We start from the raw sequence: 17,361 nt of genomic DNA on the forward strand, positions 1-17,361 counted from the left end.
CTGCTACCCTTAAACCGTATGCATCCGCTTCGCGCTCTAGCCTTCCTGCCCGTGTTATTGCTTATCGGCTGCCACTCCGCTTATGTCGAAGCGACCGTCTCCAACCGCACCACGCAGCCGTTGCAGCTCATTGAGGTCGACTATCCCAGCGCCAGCTTCGGCACTCAATCTTTGGCACCCGGAGCCGACTTCCATTACCGCTTCAAGATCATCGGCCAGGGCAAGATGAAGCTCATCTACACCGATCCCGCAAATCAGGAAAAGAAGTTCGACGGCCCGCTCCTCAAAGAGGGTGCAGAAGGACCATTCACGATCACCATCCATCCCAATGGCGTGCAATGGCAGGACAACACGCACACCCGATAAGCAAAACGCGCCAAACTATTAGCAAAACACGTCAATCCAAAACTGCCACGAACCCACATATCGACCGGATCATCCAAATCGTCATGAGCATGGAAAAAGTAAAACTAGGTTCACAGGGCGCAGTCGTCTCCCGCATGGGACTCGGCTGCATGGGCATGAGCGAGTTCTACGGCGAGCGCAACGACGCCGAATCCGCAGCTACCATCCTCCGCGCACTCGACCTCGGTATCAACTTTCTCGACACCGCCGACACCTATGGCATCGGTGATAACGAAGAGCTGGTTGGACGCACCATCAAGCCGCGCCGCGACGAGTTCTTCGTTGCCACCAAGTTCGCCAACATCCGCAAAAAAGACGATCCCACCTACTGGCAGATCAGTGGCAAACCCGAGTACGTCAAGCAAGCCTGCGAAGCTTCGCTCCAGCGCCTCGGCGTCGACTACATCGACCTCTACTACCAACACCGCGTCGATCCCGAGGTTCCTATCGAAGACACCGTCGGCGCCATGGCCGACCTCGTCAAAGCCGGCAAAGTGAAGTATCTCGGCCTCTCTGAAGCCTCTCCGGCAACGATCCGACGCGCCCACAAGGTTCACCCCATCACCGCACTCCAGACCGAATACTCCCTTTGGGAGCGCCACGTGGAAGCCGAGATCCTGCCCACCGTCCGCGAACTCGGCATCGGCTTCGTTCCCTACTCGCCTCTCGGCCGCGGCTTCCTCACCGGAGCCTTCAGGAGCAAGTCCGACTTCAGCGCTGGAGATTTCCGGGCCGAGCGCTACCCACGATTCACCGGAGAGAACTTCGACCGAAATCAGGTCCTCGTCGACCGCGTACGCGAAATCGCAGCGCGCCGCGGAGCCACGCCCGGACAGCTCGCCCTCGCCTGGGTGCTCGCCAAGGGCAACGACCTCGTCCCCATCCCCGGCACCAAGCGCAGAAAGTACCTCGAAGAAAACGCAGGCGCAGCCGACATCAAACTCACCGCTGCCGAAGTAGCCGAGCTCGAAGCAGCCATTCCACAGGAAGAGATCGCGGGCGACCGCTACACTGTCGCGCAGATGCAGCGCATCGATCAGTCAAGATAACCGCAAGCAGTCAAGATAACCGCAAGCAGTCAAGATAACCGCAAGCTGAGGTCTCAACCACAGAGACCTCAGCTTCATTTCCCCACCTCTGCGCGAAACTGCATTCCCACCTGCTTTATCCTGTCTTTATGCAGCGCGGATACTTCATCACCTTCGAAGGCCTCGACGGCTCCGGCAAAACCACACAGCTTCGCCGCCTCGCCGCCTCGCTTGAGTCCGAAGGCCACAAAGTCGTTACCCTCCGTCAGCCGGGAGGCACGGCCCTCGGCGACCGCATCCGCTCCATCCTGCTCGATTCGCGCTCCGAAGAATCACTCGGCGCCATCGCACCGCTCGCCGAGATGGCGCTCATGTTCGCCGACCGTGCCCAGTCCATCCACCAGATCATCCTGCCTGCACTCGACGCCGGGGCCATCGTCCTCTGCGACCGCTATACCGATTCGTCCGAGGCCTACCAGGGCGCAGGACGTGAGCTTGGCAGCGAGCGCATCCTCTCGATGCACCGCGCCGTCTGCAACAACCTGCAGCCCGACCTCACGCTGCTGCTACTGCCCTCGCTCGCCTCATCACTCCACCGCGCCCGCCGTCGCAACCAGCGCACCACGCAGCAGAAAGGCGCCGACGAGGGTCGTTTCGAACGGGAAGACGATGCGTTCTACACGCGCATCTATCAAGCGTATGAAGCCATCGCCGCACGCGAACCTGAACGCGTTGCCGCCATCCGCGACGACGCCGGTATCGATCAGATCGAAGCCCGCATCCGCGAAATCGTCTCTGCCCGTATTCCCGCCTCTGTTCCGTAACCGGCAATGAGCAAACATTGGAATTTTCCGCCGGGCCTTCCTCTCTCGCTACCCTTCTACGCCTTCAAGCCCTGGGTCAAGCTCGGCGAACCCATTCGTCTCTTCGAATACCTCCACCGTACCTACGGACCCATCGCGCACTACCGGTTCATGAGCACGCCCATCATCTTCATTAACGAGCCCGACTACATCCGCGAAGTCCTCGTCACCCAGGCTGCGTCTTTTGTTAAAGAGCGCACTGTCCGTCGCATGAAGATTCTGCTCGGTGAAGGACTCATTACTTCAGACGACCCTGTTCATATCCGCCAGCGCCGTATCGTCGCTCCTGCCTTTCACCGGCAGCGCATCTCCGCCTATGCCGATGAGATTGTGCGTAGTGCGGAAGCACATTCCTCTCAATGGCGTGAGGGCGAGATCATCGATATCTCTGCTGCCATGATGTCCCTGTCTCTTGAGATAACCGCTCGCACGCTCTTCAACACGCAGGTCACGGACGACATCCGACGCATCAACGACGAAGTCAATTCCATCATGGAGATCTACAACTTCCTCATCGCGTTCCCGCGCATGGAAGCTGTACTCGATCTCCCCTTCCCGGTTCCCATCCGCCGCATCAACGCCTTCCGGCGCTCGAAGGCTCGCCTCGACGAGGTCGTAACGCGACTCATCGCCGAGCATCGCACCTCAGGCGAAGACAAAGGAGATCTGCTCTCCATGCTCATCGCGTCGCACGACGAAGATGGCTCCGTGCTCACGAATTCGCAGATTCGCGACGAAGTCCTCACCATCTTCCTGGCCGGTTACGAAACCACCGCAAACGCGCTGGCCTGGACCTGGTATCTCCTCTCGCAGAATCCCGAAGCTGAAGCCAAGCTCCATGCCGAGATCGACCTGGTCCTTCATGGCCGTCTGCCCACCCTGGCCGACTACCCAAACCTCCGCTACACCGAGCAGGTCTTTGCGGAATCCATGAGGCTCTACCCACCGGCATGGGCTATGGGACGCATGTCGACTCAGCCCGTCGAACTCGGCCCGTACCGCATTCCAGCCGGTGCCCACTTCTTCATGAGTCAATACATTGTCAGCCGGACGGAAAAGTTTTACCCGGACCCGCTTCGCTTCGATCCCGATCGGTTCACACCCGAGGCCAAAGCATCTCGCCCGCGCTTTACTTACTTTCCCTTCGGCGCAGGCTCACGCCAGTGTATCGGCGAAAGCTTTGCGTGGATGGAAGGCGTCCTTGCCATCGCGAGGATTGCGTCACGATGGCGCATGCATTACATGGCCTCTACGCCACCCGTTCCGCAGGCGAAAATCACTCTTCGCCCGAGAGATGCCATGCCCATGCGCCTCAGTCTGCGCTCGATAGGCTAACGGATGCGGAAGACCAGTCCTGCGCTGAAATGCAGTTGGTTGGAAGAAGGATAGGAGCTGGCTGCGCTACCCACAGCAACGCTGCTGATCGTCGACAACGATCCATAACCGATCTCGAACGCCCGCACATCGACGACGCGGCTCAGCTTATAGTCCGCACCGACAAAAACTCCATAGGTTCCCCGGGTGATACGCACCGAACTGTGCGGGGCACGTGTCGTTCCCGCTCCCCCCAGCACCTCTACGTAAGGCCGCCATGAGGGCGACAGCGATTTCGCCACCACACGCGCGCCGAGCAGAAAGTTGTTCTCACGGGCATTGTTCGCCCCGATGATCTGGTCGCGGATATCGATGCCTGCATCGAACTTCTCGCCATGCCAGCGGTCGTAATACCCGCCGATGTTCGCTCCCCAGAACATGCGCGACGTCGTACCGTCGCCAAGGAACGAGAACACTCCCGAATCAGCCTGCGAGTTGCTGATGCGCGTAGCCACTGGATTCACATACAGACCGATCTGTGCATGAGAGGGAATGGTCGTAAGAAAGACGACAGCTACCAGAAGAGAAAACCACAATTTCATCTTTTGCTAAATCCTTAAACCGAAGAGATACAACCGTTGGACGTATGTGCCCTACCAGTGTATCGGGGTCATCGTCCTTTAATCATCTTCCGAAGAAAAACTTCCTTGAAGCCAAAAACAAGCCGAAGCACAGTTTCTCCCTACTTCACCTCAACCCTCGGATTCAGTGAGTACTTCCCCATCACGCTGGCCTTCGTCAGCACATGCCCCTTCATCGCCTCATGCACAGCTACACCCGTCAGCCTGCCGTCTACGTGAATATGCGGAACATCCAGCGCATATACCGTGAAAATGTAGTGGTGCACGATCGAATCGTTCCACGGAGGACACGGCCCGTCATAGCCGTAATAATCCCCTTCCATGCTCGCGTCCCCGGCAAACCACTCCGTGTAGTTGTTCACCCCATGCCGCATGCCACCCTCAGCCGCAGGTCCACTCTTCCCGCGAGCCGTCACACCATCACTATGGCTGCCCGCCGCGATCTTCCTTGTGCTCGCCGGAATATCCAACAGAATCCAGTGATAAAAATCCACGCGCGGCAGCGATGCCGGAACCTCGCGGTCTTGTTTGTTCACATCGTCGCCCTTGCTCGGCACATCGGGATCATGCGCGATCAGCACAAACGACTTCGTTCCCTCCGGCACATCGGCCCACTCCAGCTCCGGATTACGATTCGCGCTTAGCGCAACATGGTTCGCCGCATCCGGCACAGCAAACGCAAACTCGCCAGGAATGACGCCGCCATCCTTGAAACTTCTGCTCCACAGTCGCATTGCAGATTTTTCTCCTTTCAAACCATACCTTGCGGTCCAAACGGTGTCATCCTGAGCGATGCGACCATCGGGAGCGCAGTCAAAGGACCTCTGATCCCCTAACCTCACATGCCGCCAAAATCGACATTCATCGTTATCGTCGTTTCTACCCACACAGCCCTACCATCCAGCAGATACGGCTTGTAAGTCCACCGGCGCACCGCATCCATCACCGGCTCACGAAATATCTGCGGACCACTCACCCACTCCAACCGCTCCACTTTACCCTCTGGACTGATCACCGCATGCATCACCTGCGCACCGGCTACCTTGTCGCCGTTCTTGACGGCGGGATACTGCGGCATCTCACGATGAATCAAACGTCCCGCCATCACCCCCGAGGAAACTCGCACCGGGTTCCTCTCACTTCCCACGGGAGCATTCGAATCTTTCTGCCAAACCGCCCTTTGATTCGACTCCTGCGCAAACGCTATATCGACAGAAGCAATAGAAATCAGCAACAGAAACCAGATGAAAGCCCTAACTCGCATCAGCCCCCCTGCCTCCCCCGCAACCGGTTCATTACTCTGCGGTCCCGCTTCGTCGGCCGTCCACTCTCCCACACACGCTCATACACCGGGATCGCCTTCTTCGCTTCCACCACCGCCGCGCGAGCAGCCTTACTCTCGTCCGTCTCTCGGTATAAACCCTGCGTCACCGCCGCAGGTCCACGCACCTCGCTCAGGCCCAGCACCTCAATCTGAAACTCGCCGCTATCGTTCTTTATCTTCAGCATGTCGCCTTCGTGAACATCGCGAGCCGCCTTCGCCGGCTGCCACGTCATTTCGCCCTTCTTCCAGTCCACCCTCCCCAGCTCACAAGCCTTCGACGCCAGCGCCCGCGTCTTGAAGAATCGTGCTGCCCACAACCACTTATCCATCCGTACAGAACTCATTCCCCCATTCTCCCTCAAAGCCAGCGATTCAACCGTTGACCGCTGCCACTGCATCTGCTAACTTGGCCTCTCCCCAGACCCCCGGTACAAGCGAGTTTCCTATGCTTTCAGGCGTGATCGTCGTCGCCGCGGCTCAACCGGAACCTCCACCGGAGCACACCTTCGCCCTCTGGGCCGTTGCCATCCTCTCCGTCCTTCTCTGCTCCGCGCTCTTCCTCCTCTTTATTGCCCTCACCAAATCCTCCTGGAGCTCCCAGGGCGACAACCTCCGTTCCATCGCTCGTGAACGCGCCGAGAAGTCCTGCGACACCGTCCTCAGCGTCTGTACCTTCGCTATCACCGCCACGCTCGGGCTCATCACCTGGCTCAACGACAAAGTTGGCCCCGGAGCCTACCTCCTCCCCCTCATCGCCGCGCTTCTCTACTTCTTCATCCTTCTCGCCTTCACCATCCATCTGCGGTTCAACTTCTTCTGGCGTCGCGAAGAAGCCTTTCTCGTCAGCTCTGACCACAACGCCCGCTTCGCCTACTGGCTCACCACCGCCACCAGCGCCATCGTTCTCGGACTCGTCCTGCTTGCCGTGCCCGTCCTCGAGCTCGGCCTCGGCTGGCTCAGACTCAAACCACCCGCACCACTCGACCTCCCGCCAATCAAGGTCGAGGTCACCTGTCCTCCGCCCCCTGTCGTTGCGCCTCCACCCCCGCCCCCACCGTGCAAGCCGGTGAAGCACCACCATCGCCCCAAACCAATCTGCGCCTGCAAAAAATAGGAGCTCTCATGGCCTTCTTCCACACCTATCTCATCGAGAACGAACAGACGCCCGACAACTATCTCTACGAAAACGACGAAGCCGCGCTCGTCGCCTTTCTCGTACAGGCACGCCTCAACCGCTCCGCCAAAGGGCTGCGCGTCCCCGAAGACTACATCGCTCCCGACGAGCTCCCCGACGACAAGAACGTGCTGCGCGAGCTGAAGTTCGTCGCAGGCTTCGTCTGCTTCTTCGTCTCCAAGCCCTCTGGCTACATGATCGATATGGAAAGATTCAAGGACTACTACATACCCGGCTTCGCCAGCGATACCGCAAAACAAACCCAGCTCGCCGAATCGCTACAGAAACAGTTCTATACCGCGAAGCTCGAAGACCTTGCCAAAGCCAACAGCCTCGGCCGCTTCTGCGACATCACAAAAATTCCCATCGTTGCCTAAAGCATCGCGTCTCCGGCATCAACCTGCCGTTCCCACGATTACCGATAGATCTCTGTCTGACTTGTTGTTTGTCCCATCGAAAGGATCGGCAGCAATACCAGCGTCTTGCCACGCCAGTACCCCAGCACACCGCGGTCGATCATCCTCTGCTCCGTTTCCCGGCTCGCATCTACCCAATGCTCTTCCAGAAACCGGTTGCCCGCCGTCAGCGTTTCGAACGTCACAAAGTCGTTCGGATGCCGGGCAACGTCCTCACGCAGGCTCGCCGAAACCTCAGGCACAACGCCCGCCTTATGGACACGCAATGCGTACGCCGGCGTACGCCAAGCCGTGCTGACCACAGCATGAGCGGATAAAGAACCGGCGCAGATCAAAACAGCAGAAAAGCAGGAGAGGGCCCGAACGAATCGCATGCAAACATCCTGTTCCCGTGCACGCCCTCTGACCATCCCCAAAACAGGTCATTTCAGTGGGCCAAAATCGTCAATGCAAAGCTCAAATACAACGAACAAAAGAGACTTATCTCACAGCCGTTACAAGCCTGTAAAGAGCTCCTGCGGCCGATCCGCAGACCATCGGCGATCCGGTGCATTACTTTTCCACAGATCTCCTTGTCAAGCCCTGGCCTTCACTTCATCCAGAACGAAATTCTTATAACCCGATTGCCAGCATTTACTTACAGGTAAGGAAACCATCTGAGCCCAACTGCCGATTTACCCCCTCCTGTCCTCTAGAATAGAAATAGGACTTCAAAGCAGCTCGAAACAGGGCGAAAGCACTCCGTTCTTCAGGGGGTGTCCAAATAAAGCCTTTCGTTCGAATACTTTGACAGAATTGGTACGGGGGAGGGGGTCTATTGAGCAACGCGCAGCAGTATCCGGCAACCTTCAATGACTTCCTCGGCAACGGCGCCGCCGTCGAGCATCTCCGCACCGCCATCGCGCACGGACGTTTGCCCCATTCGCTCATTCTCGCCGGACCGGCCGGAGCAGGAAAATACACCCTCGCCCTGATGCTCGCGATGGCCATCGAGTGCGAACGCCAGCCCCGCGACATGTGGTCCAACGGACAGACCCTCGCCTCCTTCTGCGGCGTCTGCTCCAACTGCACCCGCATCGCCTCCGCCTTCCCCCTCGACGACGAGATCGACAAAGCCGTTGCTGCCCGAGAAGAACTGCGCGATGCCGACAAAAAAGACACGCGCATCCTCGTCCAGCCACACCCCGATTTGCTCATCATTCCGCCCGATCCGCCGCAGCTGCTCATCAAGCTCGGCCAGGTGCGCTCGATCATCCACTCGGCCCACTACCTGCCCGCCGAGGCACCAAAGAAAATCTTCATCATCACCGCCGCCAGCTTCATGAAGGAAGCCGCCAACTCCCTGCTCAAGGTCCTCGAAGAGCCGCCGGCCAGCGCCCACCTCATCCTCCTCGCCGAAAATCCCGGCGAACTGCTCCCCACCATCCGCTCACGCTGCGCGCTCGTCCGCCTCGGCGCGCTACCTGTCGAAGAGCTTGAGATGCTGCTCGCCGACCGCCGCTCCGATGTGCAGCCGAAACAGCGCAACCTCATCGCCCGCCTCGCCCAGGGAGCTGCAGGCAAAGCTCTCGGCTTCGACCTCGCCGCCTACACCACAGCTCGCGCCGATGCCCTGCTCCTCCTCCGCCAGGCCGTGACCGAACCCGATCACACCGCGCTCTTCAAGATGACCGAGACCTATCGCGCCGGAGCCGAAGGCCAGCAGAAGACCGCCGACCTGCTCCGCACCCTGGCGCTCCTGCTCGAAGATCTCCTGCTCCTCCACGCTGGCACACCCGAGCTCGTCCGCAATACGGACATCCGCGCCGACCTCGAAAAGATCGCGCAGTCCGTCACCTTCGCATGGATTGAACAAACGACCCGCGGCCTCGATCAGGTCTGGAGCGGCATGCGCCGCAATCTCCTCCGCTCCCTCTCGCTCGACGCTTTCGCCGGTCAGCTCGCCACAAGCGCCCGCTGAGAAATTACTTCTCCCGAGCCGCCTTCCGCAACCGGTCGCGAATCGCCTCACCAATGCCATCCATCTCCGGCACCGGACAAACGATCACCGCTGCGCCACGTTCATCCAACTCGCGCAAACCAGCAAACAACCGCCGCGCCAGCATCTCCCCGTCGCTCCACGGCCCCCAGCGATAAACAAACGAAGCTCCAGCAGCATCCCAACCCTCCGGCAACATAACGCCAACCGCATCGCCCGAACTCTGAATTTGCGCAACCAGACTTTCACGCGCCGACACCTTCTGCCGCGAAGGCTCGAACACCAGCAACAGACGCGCTCGCGGAGCATAATGTCGAATTCCAACTCCCGGCGAAGGCAGACTCTCCGGCGCATTCTCGGTCCTCGACGGACGAAAGATCTCGACCGCACCCACGCCCAGAACGCGCTCCAGATCCTCCTTCGAGACACCACCGGGCCGATACATCGTCCAATGCGAGCCATCCTCCGCGGGCCCGATCACCGTCGACTCAACTCCAACGCTCGTCGGCCCCCCATCGAGCACCGCGTCGATGCGGCCGTCGAGATCTTCGAGCACATGCTCCGCAGTGGTCGGACTGGTCCTGCCGAAGCGGTTTGCGCTCGGCGCAGCCAGCGGAACGCCAGCCGCGCGAATCAATTCCAGCGCCAGCGGATGCGCCGGCATCCTGACTCCGACAAGTGGCCGGCCTGCCGTAACCGAATCCGGCACAGCCCGAGTCCGCGGCAGAAGCAGTGTCAGCGGCCCCGGCCAGAAAGCTTCCATCAGCTTCTCTGCGCCAGCAGGAACCTGCGCGATCCGATCTATCATCTGTCTGTCGCTGACATGGGCGATCACCGGGTCCCAGCCAGGACGCTCCTTGGCAGCAAAAATCTTCGCAACTGCCTCAGGATCAAGAGCATTCGCGCCAAGCCCATAAACTGTCTCGGTCGGAAACGCCACCGTTCCGCCCGCACGAAGAATCTCCGCCGCGCGGGCGACGCCTTCGCTTCCTTCCAGACGCTCCGTTTTTCCACCGGACATATCTCAATCCTATCGTTACAGGGCGGCAAACAGGCCTATACTCAGCGCATGGCGAACCACGAGATCGAACTCAAGTTCCCCGTTTCCGACCCAACAGCTCTCGAATCGCGTCTTCCTGAGCTTGGCTTTCATCTCGACACGCCACGTACTTTTGAGCAGAACACGCTCTATGACACGCCATCGCGCGACCTCCGCGCCCGCACGGAAATCCTTCGCATTCGCCAATACGGCGCGCTCTGGACCGTGACACACAAACGCACCGACACGCAGCAGAACCTTGCCGAATCCTCCCGCTATAAGGTCCGCATCGAGACGGAGACCGCCGTCGCCGATGGTCCCGCCTTAGGCCAGATATTCATCCAACTCGGTTACCAACCTGTCTTCACGTATGAGAAATACCGCACTGAATGGTCCACCTTTGATGCTGCAACGGCCTCCACGCCTCACCTCGTCGTTGATGAGACGCCGATAGGCACCTTCGCGGAGTTGGAAGGACCGCCCGCCTGGATCGACCGCGCCCTTGTGCAGCTTGGTGTGGATCATGCGACCTGTCTCACCGACAGTTATGGAAAACTTTTCCTGAACTGGAAACAGCGGACCGGCAGTCCGGCAGAAAATCTTACCTTTGCCGAGGTCGCCGCACCAGTGCTTGCTGCCGCCCACTAAAGCGAAAACTGCTCTTTGCCGATATAGCCTCTGAAATCTCTTTGGAGGCATACCCCTTGGCATCCGTTCGTCGTCTACCCGCACATCTTCTGGTCTTATGCGCCCTCGCCCTGGGAGCCGGGCTGGCCCACGCCGCTGGCGGCTCGCATCGCGCTATCGTTTCCAAAACCCCACCTGTCTATCCGGAGCTGGCACGCCGGATGCATGTCAGCGGAACGGTCGTCGTGCACCTCACCATTCAGCCCGATGGCTCCGTTTCCGATGCAAAGGTTGAATCCGGCCACGCCCTGCTTGGTCCAGCCGCCCAGGACGCCGTTCGTCGCTGGCGCTTCGAGCCGGGCCCTGACACGACCGACCTGACCGTTGATGTCAACTTCTCCGGTGAAGGCCACTAAGGTTTTCGGCTTCGATGCAGCTCAACTTCAAACTCAACCGTTAAAAATTTCTGGGACTGGAAAGAGATCATGAAACTTGAAACGAAGCTCGGGCTCGCCACGGGTGCGCTCATCCTTGCCATGCTGCTGAGCGCATTTACGGCAACGATGCGCATTCAGGAGGCCAACCGCCTTGCTACCAGCGCCACCACGCAGCATATCCCCATCAATGCCACAACGCGTGATCTTCGCATCCGCATGGTCTACAGCATTCATGCACTTGAGTCCTACATGCTCTTCGGCATCGACCCCGCATCTTCCGCTGCTTACCGCCGCGCGCGCCAGGAGTACATCTCCCAGTCTGAGGAATCGATGGCGAAGCTGCGCCGGTATGCCGATCAGTACAACCTCGGCTACGATGCCACACGCATCCGCGAGATTGAGGCCGGTTTCAATACGCTGAAGATGCTCGAAGAGAAGGTGGAGCAGTCCAACGAGTCCAAAACGGCACAGGGCACGGCGCAGGCCTACGATACTTTCCAGAATCAGATCCTCCCCCTGGAGAAGTCGCTCTTCGCCATGACTGGCGACCTCGGCGAATCGCAGATGACACAGGCCAATCTGGAAATTGCGCAACTGCAGCACGCGAACAGCGCGACGCTTTGGACGCTATGGCTTGCGACCATCGTCGGCGCTCTTGTTGGAGGAGCCATCTCGTTCACGCTCTCGCGCCGCATCACGCGCTCCATCGAGCTTGTTGCGCAACGTGCCAACGCGATTGCCGAGGGCGATCTGACCGGCGAGCGGTTCGATCACCTGTATGGCAGCGACCAGATTGGCTCGCTCGCGCAGGCGATGCAGACCATGCAGACCAACCTGGGATCCATCATTGGCACTGTCGTCGATACAGCGGGGTCACTTACCGGCAGCGCGGACTCCATGCGCTCGGGCAGCGAGAAGATGCATCGCCGCATCGACCAGCAGAGTCAGCAGACACAACAGGCAGCTACTGCCATGCAGGAGATGTCTGCCTCCATCGCCGAGGTCTCGCGTCACACACAATCGGCCGCGGAGACGGCCCGCGGCGCAGCACAGACGGCGCGTGAGGGCGGCGATATCGTCAAGCAGGTGCTTGGGTCTATGCACTCCATTGCAACGGCTGTCAGCGAGACATCGGCCACCGTCGGGCTGCTCGGCGAAGACTCCAAGCGCATCTCACAGATCGTCACCACCATCGACGAGATCGCACGCAAGACCAACCTGCTCGCATTGAACGCTGCTATCGAGGCTGCACGAGCAGGCGATCATGGCCGCGGCTTCGCGGTTGTCGCCGGTGAAGTTCGCCGCCTGGCGGAATCGACCGCCCAGGCAACCGGTGAGATTGCCACCATGATTCAGGAGATTCAGGACCGCACGCGCGTCGCCATCTCCAGCATGGAGAGCGGCACCGGTACGGTCGAGCAGGGTGTCGTCACCACGAATCAGGCGGGTGAGGCGCTGGAACGCATCATCGGTATGGCGGAACGCGTCGACAAGATGATCGCTCAGATCGCCATCGCGGCATCACAGCAGGCTGCGGCGGCAGATCAGTCGTCGGCCAGCCTCGATGCCATCCACTCGCTAAGCCATGACAACCTGGTCGAGATGGCATCCACAGCTGCAGGCATCGAATCGCTGAGCGCGACAGCCGTCACACTCGAACAGCAGGTCGATCGCTTCCGTCTGCAGCAGGATGGTGTACAGATCACAACACGGCCAGCTCCTGCGCACATTCCTCGCATGAGCCCGGCACCACGTGCAGCGTAAGTCCCAAGCCAAGACAAAGGGCCTGCTTCAGAAGCAGGCCCTTTGTCTTTCTTGCCGAAAGGTTTAGAAGATCTGGAAGTTAACTTCGACGTTCAGTTCCACCAGAACAGGTTTGCCGTTCTCCATTGCGGGTTTGAACCTGTACTGACGAACAGCTTCAACAGCCTTTTCGTCCAGCCCCATACCGACTGGTTTGATCACCCGGATATGGCTCGGCATACCGTTGGTATCTACCCAGAGGTTCACGAGTACGTTTCCGGCAAACTTCGCCTTGCGAGCCTCTTCGGAGAACTCCGGCTCAACCTGGTAGATCAGCTGCGGCGCCGAAACACCACCGCCGATACGCCTCGGGCCTCCGCCCATATTGCCGCCCGAGCCCGGCCCGATACCAGAACCGTTCCCCGAGCCGAGGCCGGTCCCGGAGCCATTGCCCATCGAGACACCCGGAAGCGGTGAGTTCGGCAGGCCGAAGTTCGGCAGGTTGGTTGCCATGTGAACGTCCTTCTGGACCTCCACTGTGGGATCGATTTTGATCTTCGGCTCCTGCAGAGGAGGGGCCTTGGGCGGAACGATCTGCTGGTCGGCAAACTTCGGCGGCGATCCCTTCGAAACGGGTGCCGGCCCGCGCTGTCCGCCGCCTCCACCCATCTGGGCAGCCTTCGGCGGCGCCATCGGAGGCACGTTCACTTCAGTGACGAGCGTCGTCTTCGCAGGAGCGGCAATTGGAATCTTCTTGATCAGCACATAGGCGATCAGCAGGATAACCAGTCCGTGAATGACGACGGCAATCGCCGTCGATTTCGGATCGCGCTTCACCTTCATGCGGTCGATGACCGCAACAGGCTTCGACTCCAGCACCAACGGGGGCAGCTTCTCCGGGAAGAAGACATCGCGGATGCTGTTCTTCAGCGAGGTGAAGATCCCCTCTTCTTCAATAATCAGGTCGTTCTCCACAGGCCGGGAATCCAGCTTGAGCGGAGCCTGCTTTACAGGATTGAAGGCGTCACGCAGGTTCGCGAACAGCGAGGCCCACATGGAGCCTTCCGTCTCCTCGTTCAGCTTCGGTGCGTCGGCGCCGGGACGCAGTGCCGGACCTTCGTTCCTGGGATCGTCATCAGGTGTTGATAGCCACGTATTCGCCATTAAGCTGCTTTGCCTCGGCGGCGGTCAGCGCCTGCGCTTACCGCCTGCTTCCTCGAGAATCGCGCGTCTCCGTTCATTCGCCGGTCTCCGCCGGTTCTCTCCATGTTGTACGCAAGGCATCTGGCTCCAAGAAACATTCTACAAATATTAGCGCAGCCCTGCTCACTTCATTGGACGCATCCTACAGCAGGAATGTCTCTTCCATGTCTCCGGCATAACCCCTGTATTTCCTGCGGTGGTTCCCTGCACGCCATATGCCGGACAGATACAATAGACCTTTGGCCCCTTGTGCCACCCCAAGTCAGAGGAAGAGATGCCGGAAGTAACCGAGACCAAGCCGCAAGCGACTAAGGATATGAGCGAAACCAAACCCCTGAAGTCGACCCTGAACCTGCCCCAGACCGCCTTCGCCATGAAGGCCAATTTGCCGGTCAACGAGCCCGTTCGTCTGGCCGCATGGCAGCAACAGGATATTTACGGCCAGATTCGTACCGCCCGGGCCGGTGCCCCCAAGTACATCCTCCACGATGGCCCGCCGTATGCAAACGGCGCCATCCACCTGGGCCATGCGCTGAACAAGTGCATCAAGGATTTCGTCGTCAAAACGAAGACAATGGCAGGCTTCGACGCTCCCTATGTCCCTGGATGGGACTGCCACGGGCTGCCGATCGAGATCAAGGTCGACGAGCAGCTGGGCCGCAAGAAGCTCGAGATGAACCCGCTGGAGGTTCGCAAGGCCTGTCGTGAGTATGCGCAGAAGTATGTCGACCTGCAGCGGTCGCAGTTTGAGCGCATCGGTGTCTTCGGCCGCTGGCAGAATCCTTATCTGACGATGTCGAATGCCTATGAGGCTTCGATCGTTGAGACCTTCTACGAGTTCTTTGAGAAAGACTTCGTCTACAAGGGGCTGAAGGCTGTCTATTGGTGCATCCACGACAAGACGGCGCTGGCTGAAGCTGAAATCGAGTACGAGATGCATACCTCGCCCTCGATCTACGTGCGTTACAAGTTGACCAGCGATCCCGCCGCTATCGATCCTGCGCTCGCAGGCAAGGACGTCTACACGATCATCTGGACGACGACCCCCTGGACACTTCCGGCATCGCTTGCTGTCGCGTTCAACCCAGAGCTTGAATACGTCGCGCTGAAGAACACCGACGGCAACATCTACATCGTTGCCGAGGCGCTGGCAGAGGCAACAAAGCAGGCATGCAATCTGCCAGACGCGAAGGAGATCGCTCATTTCAAGGGCGACAAGCTCGACCGCGTCACCTTCCAGCACCCCTTTCTCGATCGCGAGATCCTCGGTGTCAATGCCGATTACGTCACCACCGAGCAGGGTACGGGCGCCGTCCATACCGCGCCCTCGCACGGAGCCGATGACTTCAACACCGGAACGAAGTACGGACTCTCTCAGGTATGTAACGTCGATGCCGCCGGACGCCTGCGCAATGGTCTGCCCGAGTACGACGGCATGCAAATCTTCAAGGCGAATCCGGTCATCATCGACCTCGTTCGCTCGCGGGGTGCTTTGATGGGCTTAAGTGAGATCCATCACTCCTACCCACACTGCTGGCGCTGCCACAACCCCGTCATCTTCCGTGCAACAGAGCAGTGGTTCATCTCCATGGAGACGCCGATGAAGGCTCCCGATGGCAGTGACACCACCTTCCGCCAGCGCACTCTGGACGAGATCGCCAATGTCGTCTGGGACCCGTCGTGGGGCCAGGAGCGCATCTCCAACATGATCGCTACGCGACCCGACTGGACCATTTCGCGCCAGCGTATCTGGGGCGTGCCCATTGCCGTCTTCATGTGCGAGAAGTGCCACACACCGCTGAACGACAAGAAGATCAATAAGAGCATCGTCGACCTCTTCCATAAGGAGGGCGCCGATGCGTGGTACAAGTACGACGCCACAGGGCTGCTGCCTAAAGGCACGGCCTGCGCCTCCTGCGGCAGCACCGAGTTCCGCAAGGAAATGGACATCCTCGACGTGTGGTTTGAGTCGGGCGCAAGCTGGCACGCCGTGCTCGATGTTGAGCCGGAGCTGCACTGGCCTGCCGACCTCTACACCGAGGGTGGCGACCAGCATCGCGGCTGGTTTCATTCTTCGATACTCGCGTCGGTAGCCGTGCGCGGCAAAGCGCCGTACAAGATGGTCGCCACCTCTGGCTGGACGCTGGACGAGCAAGGCCGCGCCTTCTCGAAGTCACTTGGCAACGGCGTCGACCCAGTTGACATCGCCAAGCGTCTCGGCGGCGAAATTGTCCGTCTCTGGGTGGCTTCCGTTGATTTTCGTGAAGACGTGGCCGCCAGCGAGAATCTGATGCAGCGTGTCAGCGACAACTATCGCAAGCTGCGCAACACTTTCCGCTTCCTGTTGGGCAACCTGCACGATTTCGATCCGGCGAAACACGCCGTCGACTTCGCACAGATGGAGCCCCTCGATCAGTACATTCTTGCTCGTACAGCCGAGCTTGATTGCAAAATCCGTCAGGCCTATGACGACTTCGAATTTCATCGTGCCTACCACGCACTGAACGAATACACGAACTCTGACCTGAGTGCGCTTTACCTCGACGTTCTCAAGGACCGCCTCTACACTTTCGCCCCCAACCATCCTGCACGTCACAGCGCGCAGACCGCGCTCTGGCGCATCGCCGAAGCGCTCACTCGCTTGGTCGCCCCGATCCTCAGCTTTACGGCAGACGAGGTCTGGCAATCGCTGCCCAAGGTCGATGGGCGCGAGATGAGCGTACATGTCGCGCTCTTCCCCAACATCGCCGAAATCGTCCCCGGCAATGTGAAGTCGCTCGAAGAAGACTGGAAGAAGCTGCTCGCTGTCCGCGATCAGGTGCTGCTCTCTCTTGAGGCTGCGCGCCAGGCAAAGCTCGTCGGCAAAGGACTTGATGCTCGCATCCTCATCGAAGCAGGTGAACTAACGCTGGGACTGCTCAAGCGCTATGAGTCGAGCTTGAAGGAACTCTTCAACGTCTCGCAGGTTGCGCTCACGCACATCGAGCATCCCAACGGCGAGATTCGCGTTACGACGGAGACCGCCGAAGGCGTGAAGTGCGAACGCTGCTGGAACTACACCACCGACGTCGGTCAGGATGCGCGCTTCCCCACTGTTTGCCTGCGCTGTGCCGAGGCCCTCGACGCCATCGGATATCCGCCTTATACCGCATCAAAACCAACGGAGTAA

At 59.4% G+C, this 17,361-nt stretch carries 18 protein-coding genes; 11 read left to right on the plus strand and 7 right to left on the minus strand.

The features are described 5' to 3' along the window. Window positions 1-18: 18 nt before the first annotated feature. From KFE13_RS02835 to KFE13_RS02850, 4 genes are all read left to right on the plus strand, one after another. Window positions 19-366, plus strand: coding sequence for a hypothetical protein (locus KFE13_RS02835; RefSeq protein ID WP_260705628.1), 348 nt, complete (start codon window positions 19-21; stop codon window positions 364-366). Window positions 367-449: 83 nt separating this feature from the next. Next, window positions 450-1,454 (plus strand): aldo/keto reductase, encoded by a 1,005-nt coding sequence (locus KFE13_RS02840; protein WP_260705629.1) that lies wholly within the window; start codon window positions 450-452, stop codon window positions 1,452-1,454. A 128-nt stretch (window positions 1,455-1,582) separates the two neighbouring features. Further along, a complete protein-coding gene (gene tmk, locus KFE13_RS02845) occupies window positions 1,583-2,257 on the plus strand; it encodes a dTMP kinase (protein ID WP_260705630.1) in 675 nt (224 codons plus the stop codon). 6 nt (window positions 2,258-2,263) lie between these two features. Then, window positions 2,264-3,631 carry a cytochrome P450 gene (locus tag KFE13_RS02850; RefSeq protein WP_260705631.1) on the plus strand — a complete coding sequence of 456 codons (1,368 nt, stop codon included), beginning with the start codon at window positions 2,264-2,266 and terminating at the stop codon, window positions 3,629-3,631. Here KFE13_RS02850 and KFE13_RS02855 read toward each other — a convergent pair. The 4 genes from KFE13_RS02855 to KFE13_RS02870 form a co-directional block, all read right to left on the minus strand. Continuing rightward, complete coding sequence (locus KFE13_RS02855) at window positions 3,628-4,212, minus strand: hypothetical protein (RefSeq protein ID WP_260705632.1); 585 nt, start codon at window positions 4,210-4,212, stop codon at window positions 3,628-3,630. The two genes, KFE13_RS02850 and KFE13_RS02855, sit on opposite strands and share 4 nt — an antisense overlap. Window positions 4,213-4,352: 140 nt before the next feature. Beyond that, window positions 4,353-4,985 carry a YbhB/YbcL family Raf kinase inhibitor-like protein gene (locus KFE13_RS02860; protein WP_260705633.1) on the minus strand — a complete coding sequence of 211 codons (633 nt, stop codon included), beginning with the start codon at window positions 4,983-4,985 and terminating at the stop codon, window positions 4,353-4,355. A 104-nt stretch (window positions 4,986-5,089) separates the two neighbouring features. Then, complete coding sequence (locus KFE13_RS02865) at window positions 5,090-5,377, minus strand: energy transducer TonB (RefSeq protein WP_260705634.1); 288 nt, start codon at window positions 5,375-5,377, stop codon at window positions 5,090-5,092. Between the two features lie 137 nt (window positions 5,378-5,514). After that, window positions 5,515-5,919 (minus strand): RNA-binding S4 domain-containing protein, encoded by a 405-nt coding sequence (locus KFE13_RS02870; protein ID WP_260705635.1) that lies wholly within the window; start codon window positions 5,917-5,919, stop codon window positions 5,515-5,517. Window positions 5,920-6,020: 101 nt separating this feature from the next. On the opposite strand from KFE13_RS02870, the gene KFE13_RS02875 reads away from it, so the two are divergent. Next, window positions 6,021-6,689: a hypothetical protein gene (locus tag KFE13_RS02875; protein WP_260705636.1), complete on the plus strand. Its 669-nt coding sequence runs from the start codon at window positions 6,021-6,023 to the stop codon at window positions 6,687-6,689. Between the two features lie 8 nt (window positions 6,690-6,697). Beyond that, window positions 6,698-7,126 (plus strand): hypothetical protein, encoded by a 429-nt coding sequence (locus KFE13_RS02880; protein ID WP_260705637.1) that lies wholly within the window; start codon window positions 6,698-6,700, stop codon window positions 7,124-7,126. A gap of 38 nt (window positions 7,127-7,164) precedes the next feature. Here the strand turns inward: KFE13_RS02880 and KFE13_RS02885 are convergent, their stop codons facing one another. Then, window positions 7,165-7,539, minus strand: a complete 375-nt coding sequence (locus KFE13_RS02885) for a hypothetical protein (RefSeq protein ID WP_260705638.1) — start codon at window positions 7,537-7,539, stop codon at window positions 7,165-7,167. Window positions 7,540-7,982: 443 nt separating this feature from the next. On the opposite strand from KFE13_RS02885, the gene KFE13_RS02890 reads away from it, so the two are divergent. Then, a complete protein-coding gene (locus KFE13_RS02890; protein ID WP_260705639.1) occupies window positions 7,983-9,125 on the plus strand; it encodes a DNA polymerase III subunit in 1,143 nt (380 codons plus the stop codon). A gap of 4 nt (window positions 9,126-9,129) precedes the next feature. Here the strand turns inward: KFE13_RS02890 and KFE13_RS02895 are convergent, their stop codons facing one another. Next, window positions 9,130-10,164, minus strand: a complete 1,035-nt coding sequence (locus tag KFE13_RS02895) for an L-threonylcarbamoyladenylate synthase (RefSeq protein WP_260705640.1) — start codon at window positions 10,162-10,164, stop codon at window positions 9,130-9,132. Between the two features lie 48 nt (window positions 10,165-10,212). Here KFE13_RS02895 and KFE13_RS02900 point away from each other — a divergent pair, with 48 nt between their 5' ends. The 3 genes from KFE13_RS02900 (at window position 10,213) to KFE13_RS02910 (ending at window position 13,010) form a co-directional block, all read left to right on the plus strand. After that, on the plus strand, window positions 10,213-10,830 hold the full coding sequence (locus tag KFE13_RS02900) for a class IV adenylate cyclase (protein ID WP_260705641.1): 618 nt from the start codon (window positions 10,213-10,215) through the stop codon (window positions 10,828-10,830). 56 nt (window positions 10,831-10,886) lie between these two features. Next, on the plus strand, window positions 10,887-11,225 hold the full coding sequence (locus KFE13_RS02905) for an energy transducer TonB (RefSeq protein ID WP_260705642.1): 339 nt from the start codon (window positions 10,887-10,889) through the stop codon (window positions 11,223-11,225). A 69-nt stretch (window positions 11,226-11,294) separates the two neighbouring features. Continuing rightward, window positions 11,295-13,010: a methyl-accepting chemotaxis protein gene (locus KFE13_RS02910; protein WP_260705643.1), complete on the plus strand. Its 1,716-nt coding sequence runs from the start codon at window positions 11,295-11,297 to the stop codon at window positions 13,008-13,010. A gap of 63 nt (window positions 13,011-13,073) precedes the next feature. Here the strand turns inward: KFE13_RS02910 and KFE13_RS02915 are convergent, their stop codons facing one another. Beyond that, the gene (locus tag KFE13_RS02915) at window positions 13,074-14,153 is read right to left on the minus strand and encodes an energy transducer TonB (protein ID WP_260705644.1); all 1,080 of its coding nucleotides are present in this window, start codon (window positions 14,151-14,153) and stop codon (window positions 13,074-13,076) included. 313 nt (window positions 14,154-14,466) lie between these two features. Between KFE13_RS02915 and ileS the strand changes: the two genes are divergently transcribed. Continuing rightward, on the plus strand, window positions 14,467-17,361 hold the full coding sequence (ileS, locus tag KFE13_RS02920) for an isoleucine--tRNA ligase (protein WP_260705645.1): 2,895 nt from the start codon (window positions 14,467-14,469) through the stop codon (window positions 17,359-17,361).

The sequence above is a fragment of the Edaphobacter flagellatus genome, from assembly GCF_025264665.1.
Lineage (GTDB): Bacteria > Acidobacteriota > Terriglobia > Terriglobales > Acidobacteriaceae > Edaphobacter > Edaphobacter flagellatus.

What these genes read in the sequence shown, in the direction of transcription:
- KFE13_RS02835 (WP_260705628.1), top strand. Translation starts at nt 19, where the DNA reads ATGCATCCGCTTCGCGCTCTAGCCTTCCTGCCCGTGTTATTGCTTATC.
- KFE13_RS02840 (WP_260705629.1), top strand. Translation starts at nt 450, where the DNA reads ATGAGCATGGAAAAAGTAAAACTAGGTTCACAGGGCGCAGTCGTCTCC.
- tmk (WP_260705630.1), top strand. Translation starts at nt 1,583, where the DNA reads ATGCAGCGCGGATACTTCATCACCTTCGAAGGCCTCGACGGCTCCGGC.
- KFE13_RS02850 (WP_260705631.1), top strand. Translation starts at nt 2,264, where the DNA reads ATGAGCAAACATTGGAATTTTCCGCCGGGCCTTCCTCTCTCGCTACCC.
- KFE13_RS02855 (WP_260705632.1), bottom strand. Translation starts at nt 4,212, where the DNA reads ATGAAATTGTGGTTTTCTCTTCTGGTAGCTGTCGTCTTTCTTACGACC.
- KFE13_RS02860 (WP_260705633.1), bottom strand. Translation starts at nt 4,985, where the DNA reads ATGCGACTGTGGAGCAGAAGTTTCAAGGATGGCGGCGTCATTCCTGGC.
- KFE13_RS02870 (WP_260705635.1), bottom strand. Translation starts at nt 5,919, where the DNA reads ATGAGTTCTGTACGGATGGATAAGTGGTTGTGGGCAGCACGATTCTTC.
- KFE13_RS02875 (WP_260705636.1), top strand. Translation starts at nt 6,021, where the DNA reads ATGCTTTCAGGCGTGATCGTCGTCGCCGCGGCTCAACCGGAACCTCCA.
- KFE13_RS02880 (WP_260705637.1), top strand. Translation starts at nt 6,698, where the DNA reads ATGGCCTTCTTCCACACCTATCTCATCGAGAACGAACAGACGCCCGAC.
- KFE13_RS02885 (WP_260705638.1), bottom strand. Translation starts at nt 7,539, where the DNA reads ATGCGATTCGTTCGGGCCCTCTCCTGCTTTTCTGCTGTTTTGATCTGC.
- KFE13_RS02895 (WP_260705640.1), bottom strand. Translation starts at nt 10,164, where the DNA reads ATGTCCGGTGGAAAAACGGAGCGTCTGGAAGGAAGCGAAGGCGTCGCC.
- KFE13_RS02900 (WP_260705641.1), top strand. Translation starts at nt 10,213, where the DNA reads ATGGCGAACCACGAGATCGAACTCAAGTTCCCCGTTTCCGACCCAACA.
- KFE13_RS02910 (WP_260705643.1), top strand. Translation starts at nt 11,295, where the DNA reads ATGAAACTTGAAACGAAGCTCGGGCTCGCCACGGGTGCGCTCATCCTT.
- KFE13_RS02915 (WP_260705644.1), bottom strand. Translation starts at nt 14,153, where the DNA reads ATGGCGAATACGTGGCTATCAACACCTGATGACGATCCCAGGAACGAA.
- ileS (WP_260705645.1), top strand. Translation starts at nt 14,467, where the DNA reads ATGCCGGAAGTAACCGAGACCAAGCCGCAAGCGACTAAGGATATGAGC.